General features: G+C 71.6%; 17 protein-coding genes, 1 tRNA gene and 1 pseudogene. 10 read left to right on the top strand and 9 right to left on the bottom strand.

Going from position 1 to position 21,345, the window contains the following annotated elements:
• The first annotated feature begins 2 nt into the window (after window positions 1-2).
• The 5 genes from ACH4TG_RS04650 to ACH4TG_RS04630 all read left to right on the top strand — a co-directional run bounded on the left by ACH4TG_RS04650 (window position 3) and on the right by ACH4TG_RS04630 (window position 3,916).
• Window positions 3-785 (top strand): DUF881 domain-containing protein, encoded by a 783-nt coding sequence (locus tag ACH4TG_RS04650; protein ID WP_398240687.1) that lies wholly within the window; start codon window positions 3-5, stop codon window positions 783-785.
• A 127-nt stretch (window positions 786-912) separates the two neighbouring features.
• Window positions 913-1,089, top strand: a complete 177-nt coding sequence (locus ACH4TG_RS04645; RefSeq protein WP_398240686.1) for a hypothetical protein — start codon at window positions 913-915, stop codon at window positions 1,087-1,089.
• Entirely contained in the window at window positions 1,086-1,742 is a 657-nt protein-coding gene (locus tag ACH4TG_RS04640) for an aminodeoxychorismate/anthranilate synthase component II (protein ID WP_398240685.1), read from the top strand. Before ACH4TG_RS04645 ends, ACH4TG_RS04640 begins: the two co-directional genes overlap by 4 nt.
• A 35-nt stretch (window positions 1,743-1,777) precedes the next feature.
• Window positions 1,778-3,178: a class E sortase gene (locus ACH4TG_RS04635; RefSeq protein ID WP_398241178.1), complete on the top strand. Its 1,401-nt coding sequence runs from the start codon at window positions 1,778-1,780 to the stop codon at window positions 3,176-3,178.
• 36 nt (window positions 3,179-3,214) lie between these two features.
• Window positions 3,215-3,916, top strand: coding sequence for a class E sortase (locus ACH4TG_RS04630; protein WP_398240684.1), 702 nt, complete (start codon window positions 3,215-3,217; stop codon window positions 3,914-3,916).
• Window positions 3,917-4,005: 89 nt separating this feature from the next.
• On the opposite strand, the gene pknB is transcribed toward ACH4TG_RS04630, so the two are convergent.
• From pknB to ACH4TG_RS04600, 6 genes are all read right to left on the bottom strand, one after another.
• The gene (pknB, locus tag ACH4TG_RS04625; RefSeq protein ID WP_398240683.1) at window positions 4,006-5,991 is read right to left on the bottom strand and encodes a Stk1 family PASTA domain-containing Ser/Thr kinase; all 1,986 of its coding nucleotides are present in this window, start codon (window positions 5,989-5,991) and stop codon (window positions 4,006-4,008) included.
• Between the two features lie 176 nt (window positions 5,992-6,167).
• Window positions 6,168-7,628 (bottom strand): peptidoglycan D,D-transpeptidase FtsI family protein, encoded by a 1,461-nt coding sequence (locus ACH4TG_RS04620; RefSeq protein ID WP_398240682.1) that lies wholly within the window; start codon window positions 7,626-7,628, stop codon window positions 6,168-6,170.
• On the bottom strand, window positions 7,625-9,010 hold the full coding sequence (locus ACH4TG_RS04615; RefSeq protein ID WP_398240681.1) for an FtsW/RodA/SpoVE family cell cycle protein: 1,386 nt from the start codon (window positions 9,008-9,010) through the stop codon (window positions 7,625-7,627). Before ACH4TG_RS04615 ends, ACH4TG_RS04620 begins: the two co-directional genes overlap by 4 nt.
• Before the next feature lie 31 nt (window positions 9,011-9,041).
• Window positions 9,042-10,634: a Stp1/IreP family PP2C-type Ser/Thr phosphatase gene (locus tag ACH4TG_RS04610; RefSeq protein ID WP_398241177.1), complete on the bottom strand. Its 1,593-nt coding sequence runs from the start codon at window positions 10,632-10,634 to the stop codon at window positions 9,042-9,044.
• Between the two features lie 57 nt (window positions 10,635-10,691).
• Window positions 10,692-11,210 (bottom strand): FHA domain-containing protein, encoded by a 519-nt coding sequence (locus ACH4TG_RS04605; RefSeq protein ID WP_398240680.1) that lies wholly within the window; start codon window positions 11,208-11,210, stop codon window positions 10,692-10,694.
• Between the two features lie 10 nt (window positions 11,211-11,220).
• Window positions 11,221-12,120, bottom strand: coding sequence for an FhaA domain-containing protein (locus ACH4TG_RS04600; RefSeq protein WP_398240679.1), 900 nt, complete (start codon window positions 12,118-12,120; stop codon window positions 11,221-11,223).
• Window positions 12,121-12,534: 414 nt separating this feature from the next.
• On the opposite strand from ACH4TG_RS04600, the gene ACH4TG_RS04595 reads away from it, so the two are divergent.
• From ACH4TG_RS04595 to ACH4TG_RS04580, 4 genes are all read left to right on the top strand, one after another.
• Window positions 12,535-12,621: transfer RNA gene (locus ACH4TG_RS04595), tRNA-Leu, on the top strand.
• A 350-nt stretch (window positions 12,622-12,971) separates the two neighbouring features.
• Window positions 12,972-14,621, top strand: a complete 1,650-nt coding sequence (locus ACH4TG_RS04590; RefSeq protein ID WP_398240678.1) for a hypothetical protein — start codon at window positions 12,972-12,974, stop codon at window positions 14,619-14,621.
• 142 nt (window positions 14,622-14,763) lie between these two features.
• Entirely contained in the window at window positions 14,764-15,297 is a 534-nt protein-coding gene (locus ACH4TG_RS04585) for a PadR family transcriptional regulator (protein ID WP_398240677.1), read from the top strand.
• Between the two features lie 210 nt (window positions 15,298-15,507).
• The gene (locus ACH4TG_RS04580) at window positions 15,508-16,083 is read left to right on the top strand and encodes a TerD family protein (RefSeq protein ID WP_398240676.1); all 576 of its coding nucleotides are present in this window, start codon (window positions 15,508-15,510) and stop codon (window positions 16,081-16,083) included.
• A gap of 158 nt (window positions 16,084-16,241) precedes the next feature.
• Here ACH4TG_RS04580 and ACH4TG_RS04575 read toward each other — a convergent pair whose 3' ends face one another.
• Window positions 16,242-16,889, bottom strand: coding sequence for an FMN-dependent NADH-azoreductase (locus ACH4TG_RS04575; protein WP_398240675.1), 648 nt, complete (start codon window positions 16,887-16,889; stop codon window positions 16,242-16,244).
• A gap of 152 nt (window positions 16,890-17,041) precedes the next feature.
• Here ACH4TG_RS04575 and ACH4TG_RS04570 point away from each other — a divergent pair.
• Window positions 17,042-17,401 (top strand): annotated as a pseudogene (locus ACH4TG_RS04570) (winged helix-turn-helix transcriptional regulator); the annotation flags it as partial.
• Between the two features lie 150 nt (window positions 17,402-17,551).
• Here the strand turns inward: ACH4TG_RS04570 and ACH4TG_RS04565 are convergent.
• Window positions 17,552-17,986: a MarR family winged helix-turn-helix transcriptional regulator gene (locus tag ACH4TG_RS04565; RefSeq protein WP_398240674.1), complete on the bottom strand. Its 435-nt coding sequence runs from the start codon at window positions 17,984-17,986 to the stop codon at window positions 17,552-17,554.
• A 67-nt stretch (window positions 17,987-18,053) separates the two neighbouring features.
• Window positions 18,054-21,131 carry a SpoIIE family protein phosphatase gene (locus tag ACH4TG_RS04560; protein WP_398240673.1) on the bottom strand — a complete coding sequence of 1,026 codons (3,078 nt, stop codon included), beginning with the start codon at window positions 21,129-21,131 and terminating at the stop codon, window positions 18,054-18,056.
• Window positions 21,132-21,345: the final 214 nt, after the last annotated feature.

The following is a 21,345-nucleotide window of genomic DNA, read 5'->3' as shown; positions in this document are numbered from 1 at the left end:
TGGTGACCGGAACCGGTGGCACCTCCCCCACCCCCTCCTCCCGTCCTGCTCATCGCACCGTAGCGCTGCGAGTGCTCAGTGCGGGAGTCTTCGCGCTGGCCGGACTGATCTTCTGGACGAGTTTCGACACCGCGAAGGGCGTGAACATCCGCAGCGACGACCCGCTGCCCAAGCTCTCCGACAACGTCCGGGCCAGGAGCCAGGAGAACGAGCAGCTGGAGAAGCAGGTCGCCTCGGTGCGGGGTGACGTCGACCACCTCGCCGGCGCGGACAGCGGGCTGACCGCCGGTGAGCGGCAGCGCCTGGCCGGCCTCGACAAGGTCGCCGGCACCGCCCCGCTCACCGGCGCCGCGCTGAACGTCACCCTCAACGACGCCCCGCCCAACGCCGTGCCCCTGGTCCCCGGCGTGCCCGACCCGCAGCCGAACGACCTGGTCATCCACCAGCAGGACCTGCAGGCCGTGGTGAACGCGCTGTGGCAGGGCGGCGCGCAGGGCATCCGCGTCATGGACCAGCGGCTGATCTCCACCAGCGCGGTGCGCTGCGTCGGCAACACCCTGATCCTCCAGGGCCGGGTCTACTCGCCGCCCTACCGCATCACCGCCGTCGGCGACCAGGACAAGCTCCGCAAGGCGCTCGCCGACAGCCCGGCCATCCAGAACTACCTGCAGTACGTCCAGGCGTACGGGCTCGGCTGGAAGGTCGGCGCGCAGGGCCGCGTCACCCTCCCGGGGTACTCCGGCTCGGTGGATCTGACCTATGCGAAACCTGTGCCCAATCCCTGACCACGGGCCATCTGCCCGTTCTCGGCTCATGCCGAAGCTTTGTCCAGCCGGGCCCCCTCTGCGGCCGATCTCCCTTTACTCTGTTCCGGGGAGCAGTCAAGGACGTTGAGTGCAGGGAAGGCACGGAATGTACGGCTGGATCTGGCGGCATCTGCCGGGGAACGCATGGGTGAGGGCGTCCCTCTCACTCATCCTGGTCCTGGCCGTCGTGTACCTACTCTTCCAGTACATCTTCCCGTGGGCGGAGCCGCTGCTGCCCTTCAACGACGTGACCGTCGACAACGGGATGGCAGCCGTCCGATGAGCGCACGCATCCTGGTCGTCGACAACTACGACAGCTTCGTCTTCAACCTCGTCCAGTACCTCTACCAACTCGGCGCGCAGTGCGAGGTGCTGCGCAACGACGAGGTCCAACTTGCGCACGCCCAGGACGGGTTCGACGGCGTGCTGCTGTCGCCCGGCCCCGGCACCCCCGAAGAGGCGGGCGTCTGCGTCGACATGGTCCGGCACTGCGCGGACACCGGCGTGCCGGTCTTCGGCGTCTGCCTCGGCGTGCAGTCGATGGCGGTCGCGTACGGCGGCGTGGTGGACCGGGCGCCGGAGCTGCTGCACGGCAAGACCTCGCTCGTCACGCACGAGGGAACCGGCGTCTTCGCCGGGCTGCCGACGCCGTTCACCGCGACCCGCTACCACTCCCTCGCCGTCGAACGGGCCACCCTCCCGGAGGAGTTGCAGGTCACCGCCTGGACGGAGAACGGGATCATCATGGGCCTGCGGCACCGTGACGCCGCCGTCGAGGGCGTGCAGTTCCATCCCGAGTCGGTGCTCACCGAATGGGGGCACCTGATGCTCGCCAACTGGCTTGCGGAGTGCGGCGATCCGGGCGCGGTCGAGCGGTCGCGCGGGCTGGCCCCGGTGGTCGGGGTGAGCGGGCTCAGCGGGAGGGCCGGGGCGTGACCACGCTCCGACCGGAGCGTCCCGCCGACGGCCCGATGTCCTACGAGGACACCGGGCAGTTCAAGGCCGCCGTCGAGCGGCTCGACGACCCCCTCAACGATCCATTGCCCGGCCGGCCGCCGGCCGCCCCCCAGCACGCCGCTCCCCCTCCCGCTCCTTCGCCCGCCCCGGAGCCCGCGTCGCCCGGCGACGGCGGGCAGCCCGGGGCGGCACCCTCCTCGCCGTGGTTCCGCGCCGGCCCGGAGCGCCCCCAGCCGGTGGGCGCCGCCACGTTCGTGGAGCCGCAGCCGGCGGCAGGCGGCCTCTACGCCGAACCGCTGCCCGCCACGGACCCGTTCGCCGAGCCCCAGCAGGCGCCGGACCCCTTCGCCGGCCGGCAGCAGACGGCGGACCCCTTCGCCGCCCTCTACACCGAGCCGCCCCAGGCGGCGGCGGATGCCTACGTCGAGCCGCTGCCCACGCGGGACGACCCGTTCGCGGAGCCCCGGCAGCACCCGCCGGCCGGCACCGGGACGGTCGACGAACCGCAGGCCGAGGACACCGCGGTGCTCCCCGAGGTCGACGCCGCCGCGTCACCGGCCGCCCCGCCCGCGGACGGCGGGCGCGCCGCACGCCGCAAAGCCGCACGCCAGGGCGGGGGAGGCCACCGGGCGCGCGCCCGCGGCGGGGCGCCGGCACCGGCCGAAGAGGCGGCGCAGCCGTCCGCACCGCTCAGCAGGGTCGAGGCCCGCCGCGCGGCGAAGGCCGCGAAGGACAGCCCCTCGGTCGTCATCAGCCGCATCGTCGGTGAGCTGTTCATCACGGCCGGCGTCGTCATGCTGCTGTTCGTCACCTACCAGCTGTGGTGGACCAACGTCCGCGCCCACCAGCAGGCCAACAGCGCCTCGAACAACCTCGAGCACCAGTGGGCGACCACCTCAGGGGACCCGAACCGCGCGCCCGGCGTCTTCCAGCCCGGCCAGGGCTTCGCGATCATGTACATCCCGAAGCTGGACGTCAAGGCGCCCGTCGCGCAGGGCGTCTCCAAGACCAAGGTCCTCGACCACGGGATGATCGGGCACTACGACGGATCGCTGAACACCGCGATGCCCTGGGACAAGACCGGCAACTTCGCTGTCGCCGCGCACCGCAACACCCACGGCGAGCCGTTCCGCTACATCAACCACCTGGTGCCCGGCGACAAGATCGTGGTCGAGACCGCGACGACCTACTACACGTACCAGGTCACCAGTTCGCTGGCCTCCACGCCGCCGTCCAACACCAGCGTGCTGCAGCCCATCCCGACCGGTTCGGGCTTCACCAAGCCCGGCCGCTACATCACGCTGACCACCTGCACGCCGGAGTTCACCAGCACGAACCGGCTGATCGTCTGGGGGAAGCTCGTCGAGGAGCGGCCGCGCAGCAAGGGCAAGCCCGACGCACTGCTCAAGGGCTGAGCCGGGGGCGAAGACACCGACCACGAACGGAAGAGTGTGACCAGCGAAAAACGGGGCGGGCGGGGACCGATCGCTGCCACGATCAGCGTCCTCGGCGAGATACTCATCACTCTGGGCCTGATCCTGGCCCTCTTCGTCGTCTACTCCCTGTGGTGGACCAACGTCATAGCCGACCGGCACGAGAAGAAGGCCGGTCAGGACGTCCGCCACGAGTGGGCCCAGCAGCCGCAGGTCCCGGCGCGCGGCCTGGACACGAAGGACGGCATCGGCTTCCTCCACGTGCCGGCGATGGGCAAGCACTACGAGGTCCTGGTGAAGAAGGGCACCTCCACGAAGGTGCTCAACGAGGGCGTGGCCGGCTACTACACCAAGCCCGTCGCCTCGGCGATGCCCTGGGACTCCACCGGGAACTTCACGATGGCGGCGCACCGCGACGGCCACGGCGCCAAGTTCCACAACATCAACAAGATCCACATCGGTGACCCGATCGTCTTCGAGTCCAAGGACACCTGGTACGTCTACAAGGTCTACAAGATCCTCGACCAGACCTCGAAGTACAACGTGCACGTCACCGACCAGGTCCCGAAGGAGTCCGGCAAGACCAAGCCGGGCCGCTACGTCACCCTCACGACCTGCACCCCCGTCTACACCTCCCGCTACCGCTACATCGTCTGGGGCGAACTCGTCCGCACCCAGAAGGTCGACGCCCAGCGCACCCCGCCGCCTGAACTGAGCTGAGCTGGGCCGGCGCAAGGAGGGCGAACGAAAGGGGGCGGCCCGCACGGTGATCGTGCGGGCCGCCCCTTCGTGTGCGAGCGGTGCGGGGATCAGCCCCCGTTGCCGTTGCCGATGGCCTGAAGCGTGACGGGCTGGCCCTCATTGAGCTGAGAACCGGGCGCCGGGTCGCTGTTGTAGACCCTGGCGTTGTCACCGACGGGGTTGCCACCGGGGCCGACCGCCGAGATCTGCAGGTTCAGATTCAGCTGCTGCAGCTCCTGCTTGACCTCGCCCACCGTCTTGCCCTGGATGTCGGTCGGCATCGTCGCTGGCGGCGCCTGCGTCTGCTGCTGGCCGGAGGAGACGGTGAGCACGATCTGGGTGTCCAGGGAGACCGGGCCGTTGTTCGGGTCGGGCGACTGCTGCATGACGCTGCCCTTGGCCGTGGTGTCGGACGGCATGTCCTGCGGCGCCCTCGTCACGTTGGTGAAGCCCTGCGCCTTGAGCTGGGCCCGCGCGTTGTCGAAGGGAACGCCGGTCACGTCTGCCGGCACGACCTTCTTCGGCGCCTGCGACACGGTCAGCGTGACGGCCGAGCCCTTGGGCTTCTTGGAGCCGCCAGGCGGGTCCTGGCCGAGCACGATGCCCGGCTCGTCGGTGGTCGAGACCTTGGGGTTCACGGTCACCGTGAAGCCGAGGCTGATCAGCTTCTGGCGGGCCGAGTCCACCGGGTCGTTCTTCACGTCGGGGATCTCGATGGGCGCGGCGCCCTTGCAGACCACGACGTGGACGGTCTTGTCGTCCGGCACCGAGGTGTCGGCGGCCGGCTTCTGGCTGGAGATGCTGCCGGCCTGGGTGTTGTCGCAGTACGCCGACGGGTCCTCGACCAGTGTCAGGTTGACGTTGGCCGCCTTGGTCTTCGCCTCGCTCAGCGTGGTGTTGACGAAGTTCGGCACGGCCGAGTCGCTGCCCGGCGACTTTCCGCCGAACAGCGCCTTGCCGAGGAAGATCGCGCCGACGAGCACCAGCACGGCGGCGATCACCAGCAGCACCGTGGAGGTGTGGCTCTTCTTCTGCCGGCGCCGGTCGGGCCGCTCGTCGTAGCCGTAGCCGCCGTCGTCGTCGCGCATCGGCGGGAGCATCGAGGTGCCCTGGTCGCCGCCCTGCGCCGGGAGCGCGGTGGTGGCCGCGGTGTCGCCGTAGCCCTGCGGGTAGCCGTAGCTCATCGCGCCCATGGCGACGGTCGCGCCGACCGGCTGGCCGTCGAGGGCCGCCTCGATGTCGGCGCGCATCTCGTCGGCCGACTGGTAGCGGTAGTCCGGGTCCTTGGTAAGCGCCTTGAGGACGATGGCGTCCATCGCCGGCGTGACCTCGGGGTCGTACACCGACGGCGGCTGCGGGTCCTCGCGGACGTGCTGGTAGGCGACCGCTACGGGTGAGTCGCCGACGAACGGCGGCCGCACGGTCAGCAGCTCGTAGAGCAGGCAGCCGGTCGAGTACAGGTCGGAGCGGGCGTCGACCTGCTCGCCCTTGGCCTGCTCGGGCGACAGGTACTGGGCGGTGCCGATCACGGCCGCGGTCTGCGTCATGGTCATGCCGGAGTCGCCCATCGCGCGGGCGATGCCGAAGTCCATGACCTTGACCTGGCCGGTGCGGGTCAGCATGACGTTGGCGGGCTTGATGTCCCGGTGGACGATGCCCGCCCGGTGGCTGTACTCCAGGGCCTGGAGGATGCCGACGGTCATCTCCATGGCCCGCTCGGGGAGCAGCTTGCGCCCGGAGTGAAGAAGCTCACGCAGCGTCGAGCCGTCGACGTACTCCATGACGATGTACGGGATGGAGACCCCGTCGACGTAGTCCTCGCCGGTGTCGTACACCGCGACGATCGACGGGTGGTTGAGAGAGGCGGCCGACTGGGCCTCACGGCGGAACCGGGCTTGGAAGGACGGGTCGCGGGCGAGGTCCACCCGCAGTGTCTTCACAGCGACGGTACGGCCGAGACGGGTGTCATGGGCGAGGTACACCTCGGCCATGCCACCTCGGCCGAGCACCGAGCCCAGCTCGTACCGGCCGCCGAGGCGACGCGGCTCTTCCATAGCTCTGCCCTCTCCTAAACCCGTTCTCAACCGATGTCCGTCAACCCGTGCTCTGTGCCTGCACCGGCATAGGTTACCGGGCGTGTCGCGTGCAACCTCGTCCTCGCGGTACGCCGATACCTGACCGGTACCTGCGCCCCGCCTCCCACGGACGTGATGTCCGTCTCACCCGTGCGTCAGTGGTTGAGAACCGCCTCCATGACCTGCTTGGCGATGGGGGCGGCCAGGCCGCCACCGGTGATGTCGTCCCGGTTGGCCGAGCCGTCCTCGACGACGACGGCGACGGCGACCGGGGAGCCCTGGTCGGTCATGGCGTACGAGACGAACCAGGCGTAGGGGGCCTTGTCGTTCCCGACGCCGTGCTGCGCGGTACCGGTCTTGCCGCCGACCCGCACCCCGGGGATCTGCGCCTTGGTGCCGGTGCCCTGCTTGACCACCGTCTCCATCATCGACTGGAGCTTCTGCGCGTTCCCCGGCGACAGCGGCTTGCTCAGCTCGCTGGGGCTGGTCTGCGCGATGGTGCTGAGGTTCGGCGCCTCGAGCTTGTCGACCTCGTAGGGCTTCATCAGCGTGCCGTTGTTGGCGATCGCCGCGGCGACCATGGCCATCTGCAGCGGGGTGGCCGCGGTGTCGAACTGGCCGATGGAGGACTGGGCGACGTGGTCCGGGCTCATCTTCTTGTCGAAGTTGCTCGCGGCGGCGCGGACCGGGACGAACTGCTCGGAGTTGAAGCCGAACTTCTCCGCCTCGTCGAGCATGGTCTGCTGGCCCATGTCGGCGCCGAGCTTGCCGAACACCGAGTTGCAGCTGTACCGCAGGGCCACCCGCAAGGTGGCGTTCTTGCAGGGGATGTTGCCCTCGTTCGGCAGCGGGGTGGTGGTGCCGGGCAGCATGTACGGGTCGGGCGACTTGGTGGGCTGGTCGACGTCGGTGACCGCCCCGCTCTCCAGCGCGGCCGCCGCGGTGACCAGCTTGAAGGTCGAACCCGGCGGGTAGGTCTGGCGCAGCGCCCGGTTGAGCGTCGGGTCGTCGGCGTCGCTCTTCTTGTCCACCGCGGTCCAGTTCTTGGTGTCCGTGGTGGAGTTGCCGGCGAACGACCCCGGGTCGTACGACGGGGTGCTCGCCATCGCCAGGATGGCGCCGGTGCGCGGGTCGATCGCGGCGACCGCGCCCTTCTTGCCGCCCAGCCCGTCGTACGCGGCCTTCTGCGCCTTGGCGTTGAGGGTCGTGACGACGTTGCCGCCCTTCTTCTCCTTGCCGGTCAGCAGGTCGATGGTGCGGTTGAAGAACAGCCGGTCGTCGTTGCCGGTGAGGAACTTGTCCTCCACGCCCTCCAGCATCGTGGTGCCGAACGCCTGCGACGCGAACCCGGTCACCGGCGCCCACATCGGGCCGTTGACGTAGGTCCGCTTGTACTTGAAGTCGCTGCCGGTGGTGGTCGTGTGGCCGGTGACCGCCTTGCCGTCGACGATGATGTCGCCGCGCGGCTGGGCGTACTGGTTGATCGCCACCCGCCGATTGTGGACGTCGCTGGACAGCTGGTCCGCCTGGACGAACTGCACGTAGTTCACGCGCGCCAGCAGGGCGAGGACGAGCAGACCGCAGAAGACCGCGACCCGTCGCAGGGGCTTGTTCACTGGCTACGCACCACCTGGGTCGCTTCGGCGTCGGGGGAGGGGGCGGGGCTGGGAGCCGGCCGCCTGGCGGTGTCGCTGATCCGCAGCAGGATCGCGACGAGGGCCCAGTTGGCGATCACCGACGAACCGCCCTGGGCCAGGAACGGCATCGTCATACCGGTCAGCGGGATGAGCCCGGTCACACCGCCGGCGACCACGAAGACCTGCAGCGCGAACGCGCCGGACAGGCCGACGGCCAGCAGCTTGCCGAACGGGTCGCGGGCCGCCAGCGCGGTGCGCATGCCCCGCTCGATCAGCAGCGCGTACAGCAGCAGGACGGCCATCAGGCCGGCCAGGCCCATCTCCTCGCCGACCGTGGCGAGGATGTAGTCGCTCTTCGGGGCGATGCCGCCGATGAGCCGGGAGTAGCCCTGGCCGAGGCCGGAGCCGAACAGGCCGCCGGAACCGAACGCGTACATCGACTGCGCGGTCTCGGTCACACCGCCGTTGGACGCCAGCTGCAGCGGGTGCAGCCAGTCGTGGACGCGGACCTTGACGTGCGGTTCCGCACTGCCCACCACACCGGCGCCGACCGCGCTGAGCAGCAGGCCGAAGACGATCCAGCTGGTCCGCTCGGTGGCGACGTACAGCATGATCACGAAGAGGCCGAAGAACAGCAGCGAGGTGCCCAGGTCGGTCTCGAAGACCAGGACGAGCATGCTCATCGCCCAGATCACCAGGATCGGGCCCAGGTCGCGGCCGCGCGGCAGGTACAGGCCCATGAAGCGGCGGCTGGCCAGCGCCAGCGCGTCCCGCTTGACCATCAGGTAGCCGGCGAAGAAGACGGTGATGATGATCTTCGCGAACTCGGCCGGCTGCAGCGAGCCGATGCCGGGCAGGGTGATCCAGATCCGGGCGCCGTACACGGCGGGGAAGAACACCGGCAGCACCAACAGGACCAGCGCCACGAACATCGAGATGTAGGTGTAGCGCTGCAGGATGCGGTGGTCCTTGAGGAACACCAGCACGCACACGAAGAGGGCCACGCCGAGCGTGGACCACATCAGCTGCTTGGGCGCCATCGCGGCGCCCAGCACGGGCTCCTGGTCGAGCCGCCAGATCAGCACCAGGCCCAGGCCGTTGAGCAGTGTGGCGATGGGCAGCATCAACGGGTCGGAGTACGGCGCGAACTTGCGCACCAGCAGGTGCGCGATCCCCGCGAGCAGGCCCAGGCCCAGGCCGTAGCCGAGCAGCCCGGCCGGCACCGAACCGTGCTTCGCCAGGCCCACGTTGGCGTAGGCGAAGACCGGGATGGCCACTGCGAAGACGAGCAGGGCCAGCTCGGTGTTGCGGCGGTTGGGTGCGCCGATCGACGTGATGGTGGTGGTGTTGCTGGCGCTCATGAAGTGCCGGCTCCTCCTGCTGATCCCGGCATCACTGCTGGCCCGTACCGCACTGCTCGGCCAGCTTCTTCTCGTCGGGCGACAGGGACGGGGTCGGGGTGGGGGTCGGGGTCGGGGCAGTGGTGGTCGGGGTGGTGGTGGACTTCTTCGCGCCGGCGGACTTGCCGCCGGTGGCGGATCCGACGCTGCCCTCGACGGCCTTCGCGGCGTCCGAGGCCTTGCCGGGCAGGCTCCCCGCGGTGGTGCCCTTGGGGGCGGTGCTCGTGGTGCTCTTGGAGGCCGCGAGCTTCTTGCAGACGTCGGCCTGCGCCGCCAGCTCGTCGGCCTTGTCCCGGGCCTGGCCGAGGCTGCTCACCGCGATGGTGTCCTCGACCTGCTTGCGCTGGTAGGCCGGCAGGTACTTGAGTTCGATGTCGGGGCGGTCCTTGTTGACCCGCGACAGGTTCACCCAGGCCAGCTTCTGGTCGATGCCCTGGTAGACGGCGACGTGGTCGCCCTTGGCGCCGACGTAGTACTGGGTCTGCGTCCAGGCGTACGCGCCGTACAGGCCGCCGCCGACGACCGCCAGCACGACCACCGCGATCAGGCTGCGCTTCAGCCACTTGCGCTGGCCGTCCGGGGCGTCCTTCTCGTTGTAGGACTCGTCGTAGGCGCCGAAGGTGCCGAGCGGGCCACCCGCCACCGGGTCGCCGCTCCCGGGCGGCCCGAAGGTGCCCGAGGGGCCCGCCTGGTGCGGGGTGCGGCCGAGTTCCGAGGCGCGTCCGGCCGGGGTCTGCAGATGGCGCGGGTCGTGCAGCGCGTGCTGGGTGTCGGCCACCGCCCCGACGACCACCGGGGTGTCATTGAGCTGCGACGCCAGCGTGTCGCCGTCGTCGGTGTCCAGGACATCGGCGACGATGCACGTGATGTTGTCGGGTCCGCCGCCGCGCAGGGCGAGCTGGATCAGTTCCTGCACGGTCTCGTGCGGGGCCTGGTAGCCGGCGAGGGTGTCCTCGAGGGTCTGGTGGCTGACGACGCCGGACAGCCCGTCGGAGCAGATCAGATAGCGGTCGCCGACCCGCACCTCGCGGATGGAGAGGTCGGGCTCGACCCGCTCGCCGCTGCCCAGCGCGCGCATCAGCAGCGAGCGCTGCGGATGCGTGGTGGCCTCCTCCTCGGTGATCCGGCCCTCGTCGACCAGGCGCTGCACCCAGGTGTGGTCCTGGGTGATCTGGGTGAGGACGCCGTCGCGCAGCAGGTACGCGCGGGAGTCGCCGACGTGCACCAGGCCGAGCCGCTGGCCGGTCCAGAGCAGGGCGGTGAGCGTGGTGCCCATGCCCTCCAGCTGCGGGTCCTCCTGGACCATCTGCAGCAGCTGGTCGTTGGCCCGCTGCACCGCGGTGCCCAGCGAGGTCAGGATGTCGGAGCCGGGGATGTCGTCGTCGAGCGAGACGATGGTGGAGATCACCTCGGAGGAGGCGACCTCGCCGGCGGCCTGGCCGCCCATGCCGTCGGCGATCGCGAGCAGACGGGGGCCGGCGTAGCCGGAGTCCTCGTTCCCCTCGCGGATCATGCCCTTGTGCGAACCGGCGGCGAAACGCAGGCTCAGAGACATGCGTACCTCCCCCGTCGGTTCCGGGTACATCCGCACGCTGCCCACCCTCTCGCTCGCGCGTCGTGGCTCCGCTCGCCCATTGTGCGACTACTTCCGCAGCTCGATGACGGTCTTGCCGATGCGGATCGGCGCACCCAGCGGGACCGGTGTCGGCGTGGTGAGCCGGTTCCGGTCCAGATAGGTGCCGTTCGTGGATCCGAGGTCCTCGACGATCCACTGGCCGTCGCGGTCCGGGTAGATCCTGGCATGCCTGCTGGACGCGTAGTCGTCGTCGAGCACAATCGTCGAGTCGTGCGCCCGGCCCAGGGTGATCGTCTGTCCCTGGAGCGCGACCGTGGTGCCGGCCAGCGACCCCTCGGCCACCACCAGCTTGGTGGGGGCGCCGCGCCGCTGGCGGTTGGCCTGCGGCTGCTGCCGCGGGGCCGCCTGCTGCACCTGCTGGCGCTGCTGCGGCGGGCGGGAGCCGGTGTCGCCGCGGCGCGCGGCGCGCTGGGTCACCCGGGTCCCGAACAGGTCACTGCGGATGACCTGCACCGCGACGATGACGAACAGCCACAGCACGGCGAGGAAACCCAACCGCATGACCGTCAGGGTCAGCTCTGACATTGGCCCCGCTTCACCCTTCGGCTTGCCGGTAGACGATGGTCGTGCTCCCCACGACAATGCGGGAGCCGTCGCGGAGCGTAGCGCGCTGGGTGTGCTGCCCGTCCACCACAATGCCGTTTGTGGAACCGAGGTCCTGCACCACCGAGGGGGTGCCGACCCTGATCTCGCAGTGCTTTCTGGACACTCCGGGGTCATCGACCCGCACGTCGGCCTCGGTCGAGCGGCCGAGGATGAGGGTCGCCCGGGTGATCTGGTGGCGCGTGCCGTTGATCTCGATCCAGCGGCGCACGGACGCTGCGGCGGAACCGGGCGCGAAGCCGGTGCCGGGCAGTCGCGTCACGTTGCCCGCGCCACCGGCGGCGGCACGGCCGGCACCGGGCGGCGGACCGCTGGGCATCGGCGGAGCGGCGGCCGGACGCGGCGGCATGCCCTGGCCGCCCTGCGGGTGGCCCGGTTGCTGCCGCGGCTGCTGCTGCGGCTGGTGAGGGGGCTGCTGGTAGCCCTGGGCCGGCTGCGCGGCCGCGTGCTGCGACTCGCTGGACGCCAGGGTCCGGCTGCGCACCCGGTACAGGCCGGTGTCGAGGTCGTCCGCCCGCTCCAGGTGCACCTTGATGGTGCCCATGAAGGTGTAGCGCTGCTGCTTGGCGTAGTCCTTCACCATGCCGGCCAGCTCGTCGCCGAGCTGCACCGCGTACGGGCTCAGCCGCTCGTAGTCCGAACCGCTCAGCTCCACGATGAAGTCGTTCGGCACCACGGTCCGGTCGCGGTTCCAGATGGTGGCGTTGTTGTCGCACTCCCGCTGCAGCGCGCCCGCGATCTCGACGGGCTGCACCTCGCTCTTGAAGACCTTGGCGAAGGTGCCGTTCACCAGGCCCTCCAGCCGCTGCTCAAAGCGCTTCAGTACACCCACCGGGCACCTCCCTCCTCGGGGCCGTCCTTCGAGTCATGTCGATACTGCTTACTGATCGTATCCACGCACGGGAAAAACCAGTGGTTCCCCGATTCTGCGGGGCAGGCCAGTGTCAACCCTCACACCGCGCCGTGCCCTGGCGTTCCCCTGGCTTCCCCTGCCCACAAGCGATGGTAGGGGCGCCGTACGCCGCCGGTCCCCGGTTCACCGGCTGCGGACGGGCGCTCCCCGGCCTCGTCTGTCCAGTGTCCCCCACGCCATGCCCGCTCTCTGCCTCCTCCTCTCCGGGCGGGGGGAAACCGATGTGAAGGCACCACGTACAGCGTGCTAATCTTCTGCATGTCGGGAGGCGCTCCCACACCGCAAGGACAAGCCAGTCCGCCGGATGTGTGACAATCGAACGGCAGCACCCATGCGCGGGTGGCGGAATAGGCAGACGCGCTGGATTCAGGTTCCAGTGCCCGAAAGGGCGTGGGGGTTCAACTCCCCCCTCGCGCACCAGCCAGAGGTAGCAGAACGGGCCTCTGATCGTGACAGACGTCACGATCAGAGGCCCGTTCTGCGTTTCCCGGGCGCCGGGCGGTCAGGGGCGGCGCGACGCCGTACCGGGCGCGGTGCGGGGGGTCTTCCGAGTCCGGCGGTGGATGCGGCCGGATACAACCGTTTCCACGTTCCGCCCGTCTTCCTTGCACTGCCGCCCCCGGCCCAAGTCACGCCAGGTGGGCGGGCTCAGGGGAGGGGAGACGATGGACGACAGATCAGAGGGTGCGCCCCGCAGACGCCGGACCGGGAGGGGTGTCCGGGCGCTGGGCGGGGCCGTCGCGGCCTGCACGGCCGCAGCGGGACTCGCATTGGCCACGGGGACGCCGGCGCACGCCGCGACGCGGCTGACGCTCGCCGCGGACACACCGGTGTCGCTGGCGGCGGGCCTCGGGGGGCAGCCGGGACCGGCGAACGACCTGCGTGCCTGGGCCAACGGGCCCGGCCTGCAGCCCGATGCGCGGATCCAGGTCAGGGCCGACGTGAGCGGCCTGGCCGGACTGGCCACGGTGTCGTGGCCCGCCGGCTGCACGCCCGACGGCGCGGGCGCCGCCGCGCTGTGCGACGTTCCGGCCGTCGCGCACCCCGACGACCCCGGACTCGTCCTGAGCCTGCGGGCCGCCCCGGGGGTCACCGGGGGGAAGGGCACCGTCACCTTCACGGGGGTGTCCGGCAACGTCGCGGGCCAGACCGTCACGTCGTCGGTCGCCGTCGCCGGCGGGCCCGTCGCCCTGGACGGGATGCCGGTGCGGGTGTCCGCCAAGCCCGGCGAGGCGGTGCCGCTGCCGTTCCGGCTCGCGAACTACGGCGCCCAGGCCGCGGACGGCGAGATCCTGGAGCTGATCCCCTCGCACGGCCTGGACATCGTGGGCCGCTCGTCCGGCTGCGGGTACGAGGAGGGCAAGGACGGGCACGCGACGTGGATCGTCTGCTACCTCGACGCGGTGCCCTCGGGCCGGACCGTCGACTACGGGCACGCGGTCGCCTTCACCGCGACCGCCTCCTCCCTCATCGAGGACGTGGAGGCCCACGTGTACCGGGACACCCCCGAGACCCGGCAGCAGCTCGCCCGCCAGCACCAGTTGACGCCGGGCACCGGCCCCGCCCTCGCGCCCGACGGCAGCACCGAGGGCGTGCCCGCCGCGACCCCGGTCACCTGGGCGGACCCGAAGATCGACGTGGACAACGTCGCGGACCTGTCCGTCGGCACGCCCTCGCCGCGCACGGCCGCCAAGGGCGCCACGCTCGACATCGACCTGTCCGTCACCAACCACGGCCCCGCCGACTACATCGACGCGTGGAACGAGAACCCGGCCGCGTACGTCGAGTTCGTGCCGCCGCCCGGCACGACGGTCACGGGCTTCAACGGGGACACGGGGTGCCTCATGCTGGCCGCCGACGACCGGACCGTGGTGTCCGGCCGCGACCGGACCCGTCCCGGCGAACGCGTCGTGTGCCCGACGGGCTACTACTTCCTGCACGGGGTCACCATGCACCCCGCCGTCAAGCTGCACGTCGACACGGTGGTGCCGAACGCCACCGGCAAGGCGTTCTTCCGTCACCTCTCCCCGGGCGGGGCGCCGATGCCCTGGGACGGCAACGCCGCGAACGACACGGCGACCCTGGTGCTCAACCCCACCACGGAAGGCGGCACTTCGGACGGCGGGACGGCGAGCTCCGGCGGCGGTTCGACGGGCGGCTCCGGCACGTCGGGCGGTACGACCGGCACCACCGGAACGACCTCGGGCGGCACGACCGGCTCGGCGACGGCCGGCACGTCGGGCTCCTCGGTCACGTCGGGCTCCTCGGGGGACGGCTCGCTGGCGAGCACCGGCACCGGCGCGGCGCCGCTGCTCGCCGCCATGGCGGGGACGGCCTGCGCGGCCGGCGCCGCGGTCCTGTTCGTGGTCCGCTCGCGCCGGCGCGGGGACCGCGGCACGGGCGGCGCGACCGGCGTCTGACCGGCCCGAACGGGCGCCCCCGTGAACGGGCGGGACACGGGGGCGCGTTCGCGCCGGCTCACCGGCCGGGCGTCCTGGCGCCCGGGCCGCCCCTCCCTTATTCCCCCTTTGACCTGTCAAGGGTGGAAGGTAGGGTGGGGGCATGAGTCTTCGACATGCGGTGCTGGGTCTGCTCACGGAACGTCCGGCCAGCGGCTACGACCTGATGAAGCTGTTCGAGACCTCGCTGGCCAACGTCTGGCCGGCCACCCAGAGCCAGGTCTACGGGGAGCTGGGCAAGCTGGCGACGGCGGGCCTGCTCACGGTCTCCGCCGAGGGCCCGCGCGGGCGCAAGGAGTACGCCGTCACCGACACGGGCCGGGCCGAGCTGCACCACTGGCTGGTGGAGACGGAACCCGATCGGGTGCGGCGCAGCGAGACGATGCTGCGGGTGTTCTTCCTCGGCCTGATGAGCGACCCCGAGGCCACCGCGTTCCTCGGTCTGGAGGCGGCCCGGGCGGCCGAGGAGGGCGCCGCCCTGCGGGAGTTGGAGGAGTCCGTCGACTGGGGCGACGACCCGCTGTCGGTGCACGGGCGGCTCGCCCTGGAGTACGGCCTGCGGCTGTCCGCCATGCAGGAGGAGTGGGCCCGCTGGGCGGCCGGTCAGATCGCGTCGAGGGCCGGTTCGGCGGGCTGACGGCGCCCCGGCGGCCCCTGCCGGCGCCCTTTCGGGACCTTTCGGGACCTTTTGGAGCCCGGCGGCACCCTGACGGGACGTGGACGTTCCGCGCTGGCGAGTCGGTGGCACGCCGGCGGGAACCGGTGCAGGGTGGTGTCCGTTGGAGCCATAGGGCAAAGGAATCGTCAAGAGGCGCGGCCCGCGCCGAACCGAGCAGGGAGATCCACGATGGGTGTCAGCCTTTCCAAGGGCGGCAACGTCTCACTGACGAAGGAGGCCCCCGGTCTCACGGCGGTCACCGTCGGCCTGGGCTGGGACGTCCGCACGACCACCGGCACGGACTTCGACCTCGACGCCAGCGCGCTGCTGCTCAACGCAACGGGCAAGGTCGTCTCGGACAAGCACTTCGTGTTCTTCAACAACCTCAAGAGCCCCGACGGGTCCGTCGAGCACACCGGCGACAACCTCACCGGTGAGGGCGAGGGCGACGACGAGTCGATCAACGTGAACCTGGCGACCGTCCCGGCCGACGTCGACAAGATCGTCTTCCCGGTCTCCATCTACGACGGCGAGACCCGGCAGCAGAGCTTCGGCCAGGTGCGCAACGCGTTCATCCGCGTGGTGAACCAGGCCGGCGGCACCGAGATCGCCCGGTACGACCTCACCGAGGACGCCTCGACGGAGACCGCCATGGTCTTCGGCGAGCTGTACCGCAACGGAGCCGAGTGGAAGTTCCGCGCCGTCGGCCAGGGCTACGCCTCCGGCCTGCGCGGCATCGCCCAGGACTTCGGCGTCAACCTCTGACGCGACGTGCGACGCCGGGGCGGCCGTGACGGCCGCCCCGGCCCACGAACGGCCGTGTGCACCGGGCGCTTCCACCGCCCGGTGCGCACGGCCTTCGTGCGTGCGCAGCCGCTTCCCGCCGGTCCTGCCACTCGGGCAGCACGCGTGGTGCGGCCGGTTCAGGCCGCGAACCGCTCGGCGAGCGTCTTCGCCTTCTGGACCGCGGCCTGCCGCGCCTCGGACCGCGACGCCTCGGCGGCGTCGATCAGCGGGGCCATCGCCGGCACGGTCTTCGCCAGCGTCAGCTCGGGGATGATGAACTCCACCTCGAGCGAGAGCATCCCGGTGAGCACCTTCTCCAGGTACGTCGTGACGAACTCGAAGCTCTCGCGCGGGGTTCCGGGGCCGTAGCCGCCGCCGCGCGCCGCCACCACCGTGACCGGCTTGCCCGCCACCGAGCCGCCCTCGCCCCCCGTCCGGCCGACGATGATGACCTGGTCCAGCCACGCCTTGAGCGTGGACGGGATCGTGAAGTTGTACATCGGGGTGCCGATGAGGATCGCGTCCGCGCGCTCCAGCTCGTCGGCCAGCTCGGCGCGCAGCGCCCCCGCCGCGGCCTGCTCCGCGGTGTGCGAGTCGGCGGGCGCGCCGGTGGCGACGATGCCGTCGGCGGTCAGGTGGGGCACCGGGTCCTTCGCCAGGTCGCGGTAGATCACGGTGCCGTCCGGGTGCCTGGCCTCCCACTCGCGGCGGAAGGTCGCGGTGACCTCACGCGAGACCGACGGCTCGTGGAAGGCGGAGGAGTCGAGGTGCAGAAGCGTGGCCATGGGAGCCTCATTCGCTGTGTCAGGGGGTGTTCGCGGCATGCCGGAGCACGTCGTACGACGTCAGTGGTGCCGCGATTTCGTACGTAGCTATTGATAACACAGAAGCTTACTTTTTTGCAGTGACCCCTGCGTTGCCGGGGTACTCTTTCTGCATGGAACGGGGACAGCAAGTGCCGGCGCGCGTGCCCTGTGTGGGCGTCGATGTCGCGCTCACCCGCGTCTTCGAGCTGTTCGGCAAGCGGTGGACCGGCCTGATCGTGGCCGTGCTCACCCACCGCCCCGCGTACTTCGCCGAAGTGCGCCGGGCCCTCCCCAAGATCAGCGAGCGCATGCTCTCCGACCGGTTGTCCGAACTCGTCGACGCCGGTCTCGTCGTGCGCGAGGTCGACCCCGGCCCGCCGCTGCGCGTCAGCTACGGGCTCACCGAGGCGGGGCAGGCCATCCGGCCCGCGCTGCACGAACTGGGCAAGTGGGCCGAGCGGTACCTGCCGGAGGACGGCCCGTGCACCGAACCGGGCGTGAACGGCCTAGTCACCCCGGGCGTGAACGGCCTGGTCACCCCGGACAGCCTGGCCCCCGACCCCTGCGACGGCGCGGCCTGAGCCCCGCGCTGCCGCGATCCCGCCCGGGACGGCCCGAGGCCGTGAGTTCCAGGTGGTGTCTCAGGGGTGCGACGCGGCGTCCGCGTTGTAGCGCACCAGGTCGGCGGCGAACCGCGTGAGGTCGGCCTGGTCCCATGCGGACAGCCGCTCCTCGAAGGTGTCCCGGCGGCTGGCGCGAGCGGTGGACAGGATCTCGTTGCCGTGCGGCGCCAGGTGCAGCACCTGCACCCGGTGGTCCGAGGGGTCGACCCGGCGCTCGATCAGCCCGAGCCGTTCCAGCGCCGCCACCTGCCGGCTGACCGTGGACTTGTCCAGCAGGTAGTGGGCGGCCAGATCGGTGGCCCGGCAGCCCTGCTGCTCCTCGATGTGCGCCAGGATCGTGTACGCGACCAGCGAGAGTTCGGGATGCATCTGCGCGGCGGTCGCGCGCGCCCGGCGGGCGATCGCCGTCAGTTCGCGCTGGATCGTCTCCAGCGCCGCGTCCCGTGCCGACATCGCTGCTGCTCCCGCTGTCCGTTCAGTGAAGAGTCGTGTACGCAAAGAGTTGTATACTACAACGATATCACTCTCGGGACGGCAACGGGAGTTCGAACCAGACGACCTTGCCGACCGCCTTGCGGCTGGTCCCCCACCTCCTGGACAGGTGCGACACCAGCGCCAGCCCGCGGCCCTCGGTGTCGTCGGCCTCGGCGCGCTGCAGCTGCGGCAGGTTGTGGTTGTCGTCGCTGACCTCCACCAGCAGCTTGCCGACCCGCATCAGGCGCAGCTCCACCTCGTACGACGCGGCCCTGATCGCATTGGTCACCAGCTCGCTGACCAGCAACTCCGCGGTGTCGCTGAGGCGTTCCAGACCCCACGCGGCGAGCTGGCCGCGGGTCAGCAGGCGGGCCGCGGCGACCTCCTCGTGGTCCAGCCGCAGCCGCCAGCTCGCCACGTCGTCCGGCGCGATCCCCTCGAACCGGGCGACCAGCAGGGCCACGTCGTCGCCGCGGTCCTCGGTGTGCACCCGGGCGAGGATCTGCGCGCACACGTCCTCGGGCGTCTGCTGCGGCTCGATGACGTTCCCGCACAGCGCGGCCAGCCCGGCGTCTATGCCCTGCCCGCGCACCTCGACCAGGCCGTCCGTGCACAGCACCAGCCAGCTTCCGTCCGGCACCGGCATCTCGACCGTCTCGAACGGCACCCCGCCGACGCCGATCGGCGCGCCGCCGGGGATCTGCAGCAGCTCGCTGTGCCCGTCGTAGCCGGCCAGCACCGGCGGGATGTGGCCCGCGTTGGCGAGCGTCAGGGTGCGCAGGATGGGGTCGTAGACCGCGTAGACGCACGTGGCCAGGTGCTCGGTGCCCAGACGGTGCGCCAGGTTGTCCAGGTGCCGCAGCAGCTGGGCCGGCGGCAGGTCGAGCGCGGCCATGGTGATCACGGCGGTGCGGAACTGGCCCATCACGGCCGCCGCCTGGAGGCCGTGCCCCATGACGTCGCCGACGATCAGCGCGACCCGGCCGCCCGGCAGCTGGATGGCGTCGAACCAGTCGCCGCCGACCTGGGCCTGCCGGTCGCCGGGCATGTAGTGGTGGGCGATCCGCACACCGGGCAGGCGCGGCGGCCTGGTGGGCATCATCGAGCGCTGCAGGGTGGCGGCGGCACGCGACTCCTGGCGGTGCAGGCGCGCGTTGTCGATGTGCACGGCGCCGCGGGCGGCGACCTCGGAGGCCGTCGCCGCGTCCCGCACGTCGAACGGGCGCCGCTGCGGCCCGCGCAGGAAGCACACCCGGCCCAGGACCGTGCCGCGGGCGGTGAGCGGCGCCACGATCAGCGAGTGCCCCGGCAGCAGCTCGGCCAGCCCCGGCACGCCCATGTCGACGGCGATGTCGGGGGCCAGCACGGGGTCCACGACCGGCAGGAGCACGGGTTCGCCGAGCCGCGGGACGATCTCGTCCGTGGCCAGCGCCAGCAACTCCCCCTCGGGCAGGGCGTTCTCCCACACCCCCGGCGGACCCTGGTGGGCGGCGATGGCCACCCGCCGGACCAGGACGGTGTCTGAGGGCCGGTCGTCCTTGTGCGGCTCGGCGTCCGAGAACAGCTGGTCCACGACGAGGACCACGGCGACGTCGGCGAACCGCGGAACCGTTACCGCGCACAGCTCGCGGGCCGTGGTGTGCAGATCGAGGGTGGACCCGACCACGGCGCCGGTCTCGCGCAGCAGAGCCAGCTGCTCGTCCAGGGCGTTGCCGGCGCGAGGGGTGCGGGGCGGCGCGGCGGCGATACCCGAGGCCGTGGCGGCCGAGGCGAGACCGGGCGCGGTGTCGTCGGGCGCGGTGACGTCGGGCGCGGTGACGTCGGGCGGGGCAGCGTCCAGGGGTTCGGCCGCGCGGACGTCCGCGGTACCCGGGGGTCCGTGGGAGGCGGCGTCGGCGCCCGCAACCGTGCCCGTGCCTGAACCCGTTCCCAGTCCTGCTCCTGGGCCCGTTCCTGCTCCTGGGCCCGTTCCCGGGCCCGCGCCGCGGCCGCCGAGGCCCGGCGGGGGCACGGCGGTGAGCGAGGTGGCGCGGGACAGGTCCGCGGTCTGCGCGGCGGTGCCTCCGGTGGTGGGTCCGGTGGGGCGGGGGCCGGGCAGCAGCTCCCGGCGCGGGGTGCGTTCGGCGCGGGCCGCCGCGGTGACCCAGGGGAAGTCGTGCGGGACGATCGGCAGCCGGGTGCCGCCGTCGACCTCCAGCGCGGGCAGGCCCAGCGGCACCAGCTGCCGCAGGATGCGGTCGAGTCGGCCGGGGCTGGCGCCGGGCAGCACGCCGCGGAAGCGGGCGGCGAGGGCGTATCCGCGGTCCTGGTCGGCGGCGCTGCTGAGGACGGCGGCGACTGCGATGTCCTGCCGCTGCGGGCCCTCGGCGACGTAGGGCAGCAGCCGCCCGCCGAGCGCGATCCGCAGCCCGCCGGTACGCAGCGGCTTGGCGTGGGTGGCGATGGCCAGCAGGCTGCGGCCGGTCGGCTCCACCAGGCGGTACGTCCACCACAGCACGTCGCGCAGGGCGCCGTCGCGGTCGGTGGCGGCCAGCGCACCGGCCCACGCCGGGTCGGTCAGGTCGTCCAGCAGGTCGAGGGTGTCCAGGTGCGGGGCCGCGGGGCGGCCGGAACCGGGCGAGCTGTGCGAGCGCATGGCGGTGAGCAGCCCGGACGCGCGGTGGCCGAAGACGTTCTCCCAGCGGTGGCCGAACAGCTCCTCGGCGCCGCGGTTCCAGTAGGAGATCCGGCCGTCCGGGTCCACGCAGATCACGGCCAGCCGCAGCAGCGCGGCCACTTCGGGGTCGGGAATGGTGGCGGGGACGCCGGCCAGGGCCGTCAGCGCGGGGGAGAGGTCAGCGGCGTCGTCGAGCGCGGGCGGGAGCGGGTTCGCAAGCGCGGCGGGCGTCGGCGTCGGTGCCCTCTCCGGTACGGCGGCGGGAGCGGGTAGGTCGCGAGCGGGCACGGCAGCAGGAACGGCGGGATCCTGCACGGCGGGATCCGGCACGGTGGCAGGGACGGGCACCCCCGCCGGCGCGGGGTGATCGTGGGGGTGCCCGGAGGCGTCCCCCGCGGTGGTGAGGATGTGCGGCTGCCGGTGCTCGCGCTGTTGGTGGCTGGTGGGACGCTCGGCAGAAGGGTCCATGTCATTGGCTCCGGGGAGCCTGGTGATCTCGTCCAACGTCCTGCACCTGCGGTTCGGCGCTTGAGTAGATTCCTGACTCAAGGCAAGCACGAATATGCGGGCAGCGGCGACCGAATTGCCGGATTGCCCCTCGGCGGTGGGACGGTGACGGGACGTCCGCTGACCCTGGCGAACGCGGGAGGTGGCGGCGCGCGCCTCGGTGCCGTCTCCGTAC

This window comes from Streptomyces sp. NPDC020917 (assembly GCF_044333795.1).
Lineage (GTDB): Bacteria > Actinomycetota > Actinomycetes > Streptomycetales > Streptomycetaceae > Actinacidiphila.
This window is presented reverse-complemented; position numbering and strand designations above follow the sequence as displayed.

Bases quoted from the DNA above. Each gene is read 5' to 3' on its own strand.
- ACH4TG_RS04645 (WP_398240686.1), top strand. From the start codon at position 913: ATGTACGGCTGGATCTGGCGGCATCTGCCGGGGAACGCATGGGTGAGG.
- ACH4TG_RS04640 (WP_398240685.1), top strand. From the start codon at position 1,086: ATGAGCGCACGCATCCTGGTCGTCGACAACTACGACAGCTTCGTCTTC.
- ACH4TG_RS04635 (WP_398241178.1), top strand. From the start codon at position 1,778: ATGTCCTACGAGGACACCGGGCAGTTCAAGGCCGCCGTCGAGCGGCTC.
- pknB (WP_398240683.1), bottom strand. From the start codon at position 5,991: ATGGAAGAGCCGCGTCGCCTCGGCGGCCGGTACGAGCTGGGCTCGGTG.
- ACH4TG_RS04615 (WP_398240681.1), bottom strand. From the start codon at position 9,010: ATGAGCGCCAGCAACACCACCACCATCACGTCGATCGGCGCACCCAAC.
- ACH4TG_RS04610 (WP_398241177.1), bottom strand. From the start codon at position 10,634: ATGTACCCGGAACCGACGGGGGAGGTACGCATGTCTCTGAGCCTGCGT.
- ACH4TG_RS04605 (WP_398240680.1), bottom strand. From the start codon at position 11,210: ATGTCAGAGCTGACCCTGACGGTCATGCGGTTGGGTTTCCTCGCCGTG.
- ACH4TG_RS04585 (WP_398240677.1), top strand. From the start codon at position 14,764: ATGAGTCTTCGACATGCGGTGCTGGGTCTGCTCACGGAACGTCCGGCC.
- ACH4TG_RS04580 (WP_398240676.1), top strand. From the start codon at position 15,508: ATGGGTGTCAGCCTTTCCAAGGGCGGCAACGTCTCACTGACGAAGGAG.
- ACH4TG_RS04575 (WP_398240675.1), bottom strand. From the start codon at position 16,889: ATGGCCACGCTTCTGCACCTCGACTCCTCCGCCTTCCACGAGCCGTCG.
- ACH4TG_RS04565 (WP_398240674.1), bottom strand. From the start codon at position 17,986: ATGTCGGCACGGGACGCGGCGCTGGAGACGATCCAGCGCGAACTGACG.
- ACH4TG_RS04560 (WP_398240673.1), bottom strand. From the start codon at position 21,131: ATGGACCCTTCTGCCGAGCGTCCCACCAGCCACCAACAGCGCGAGCAC.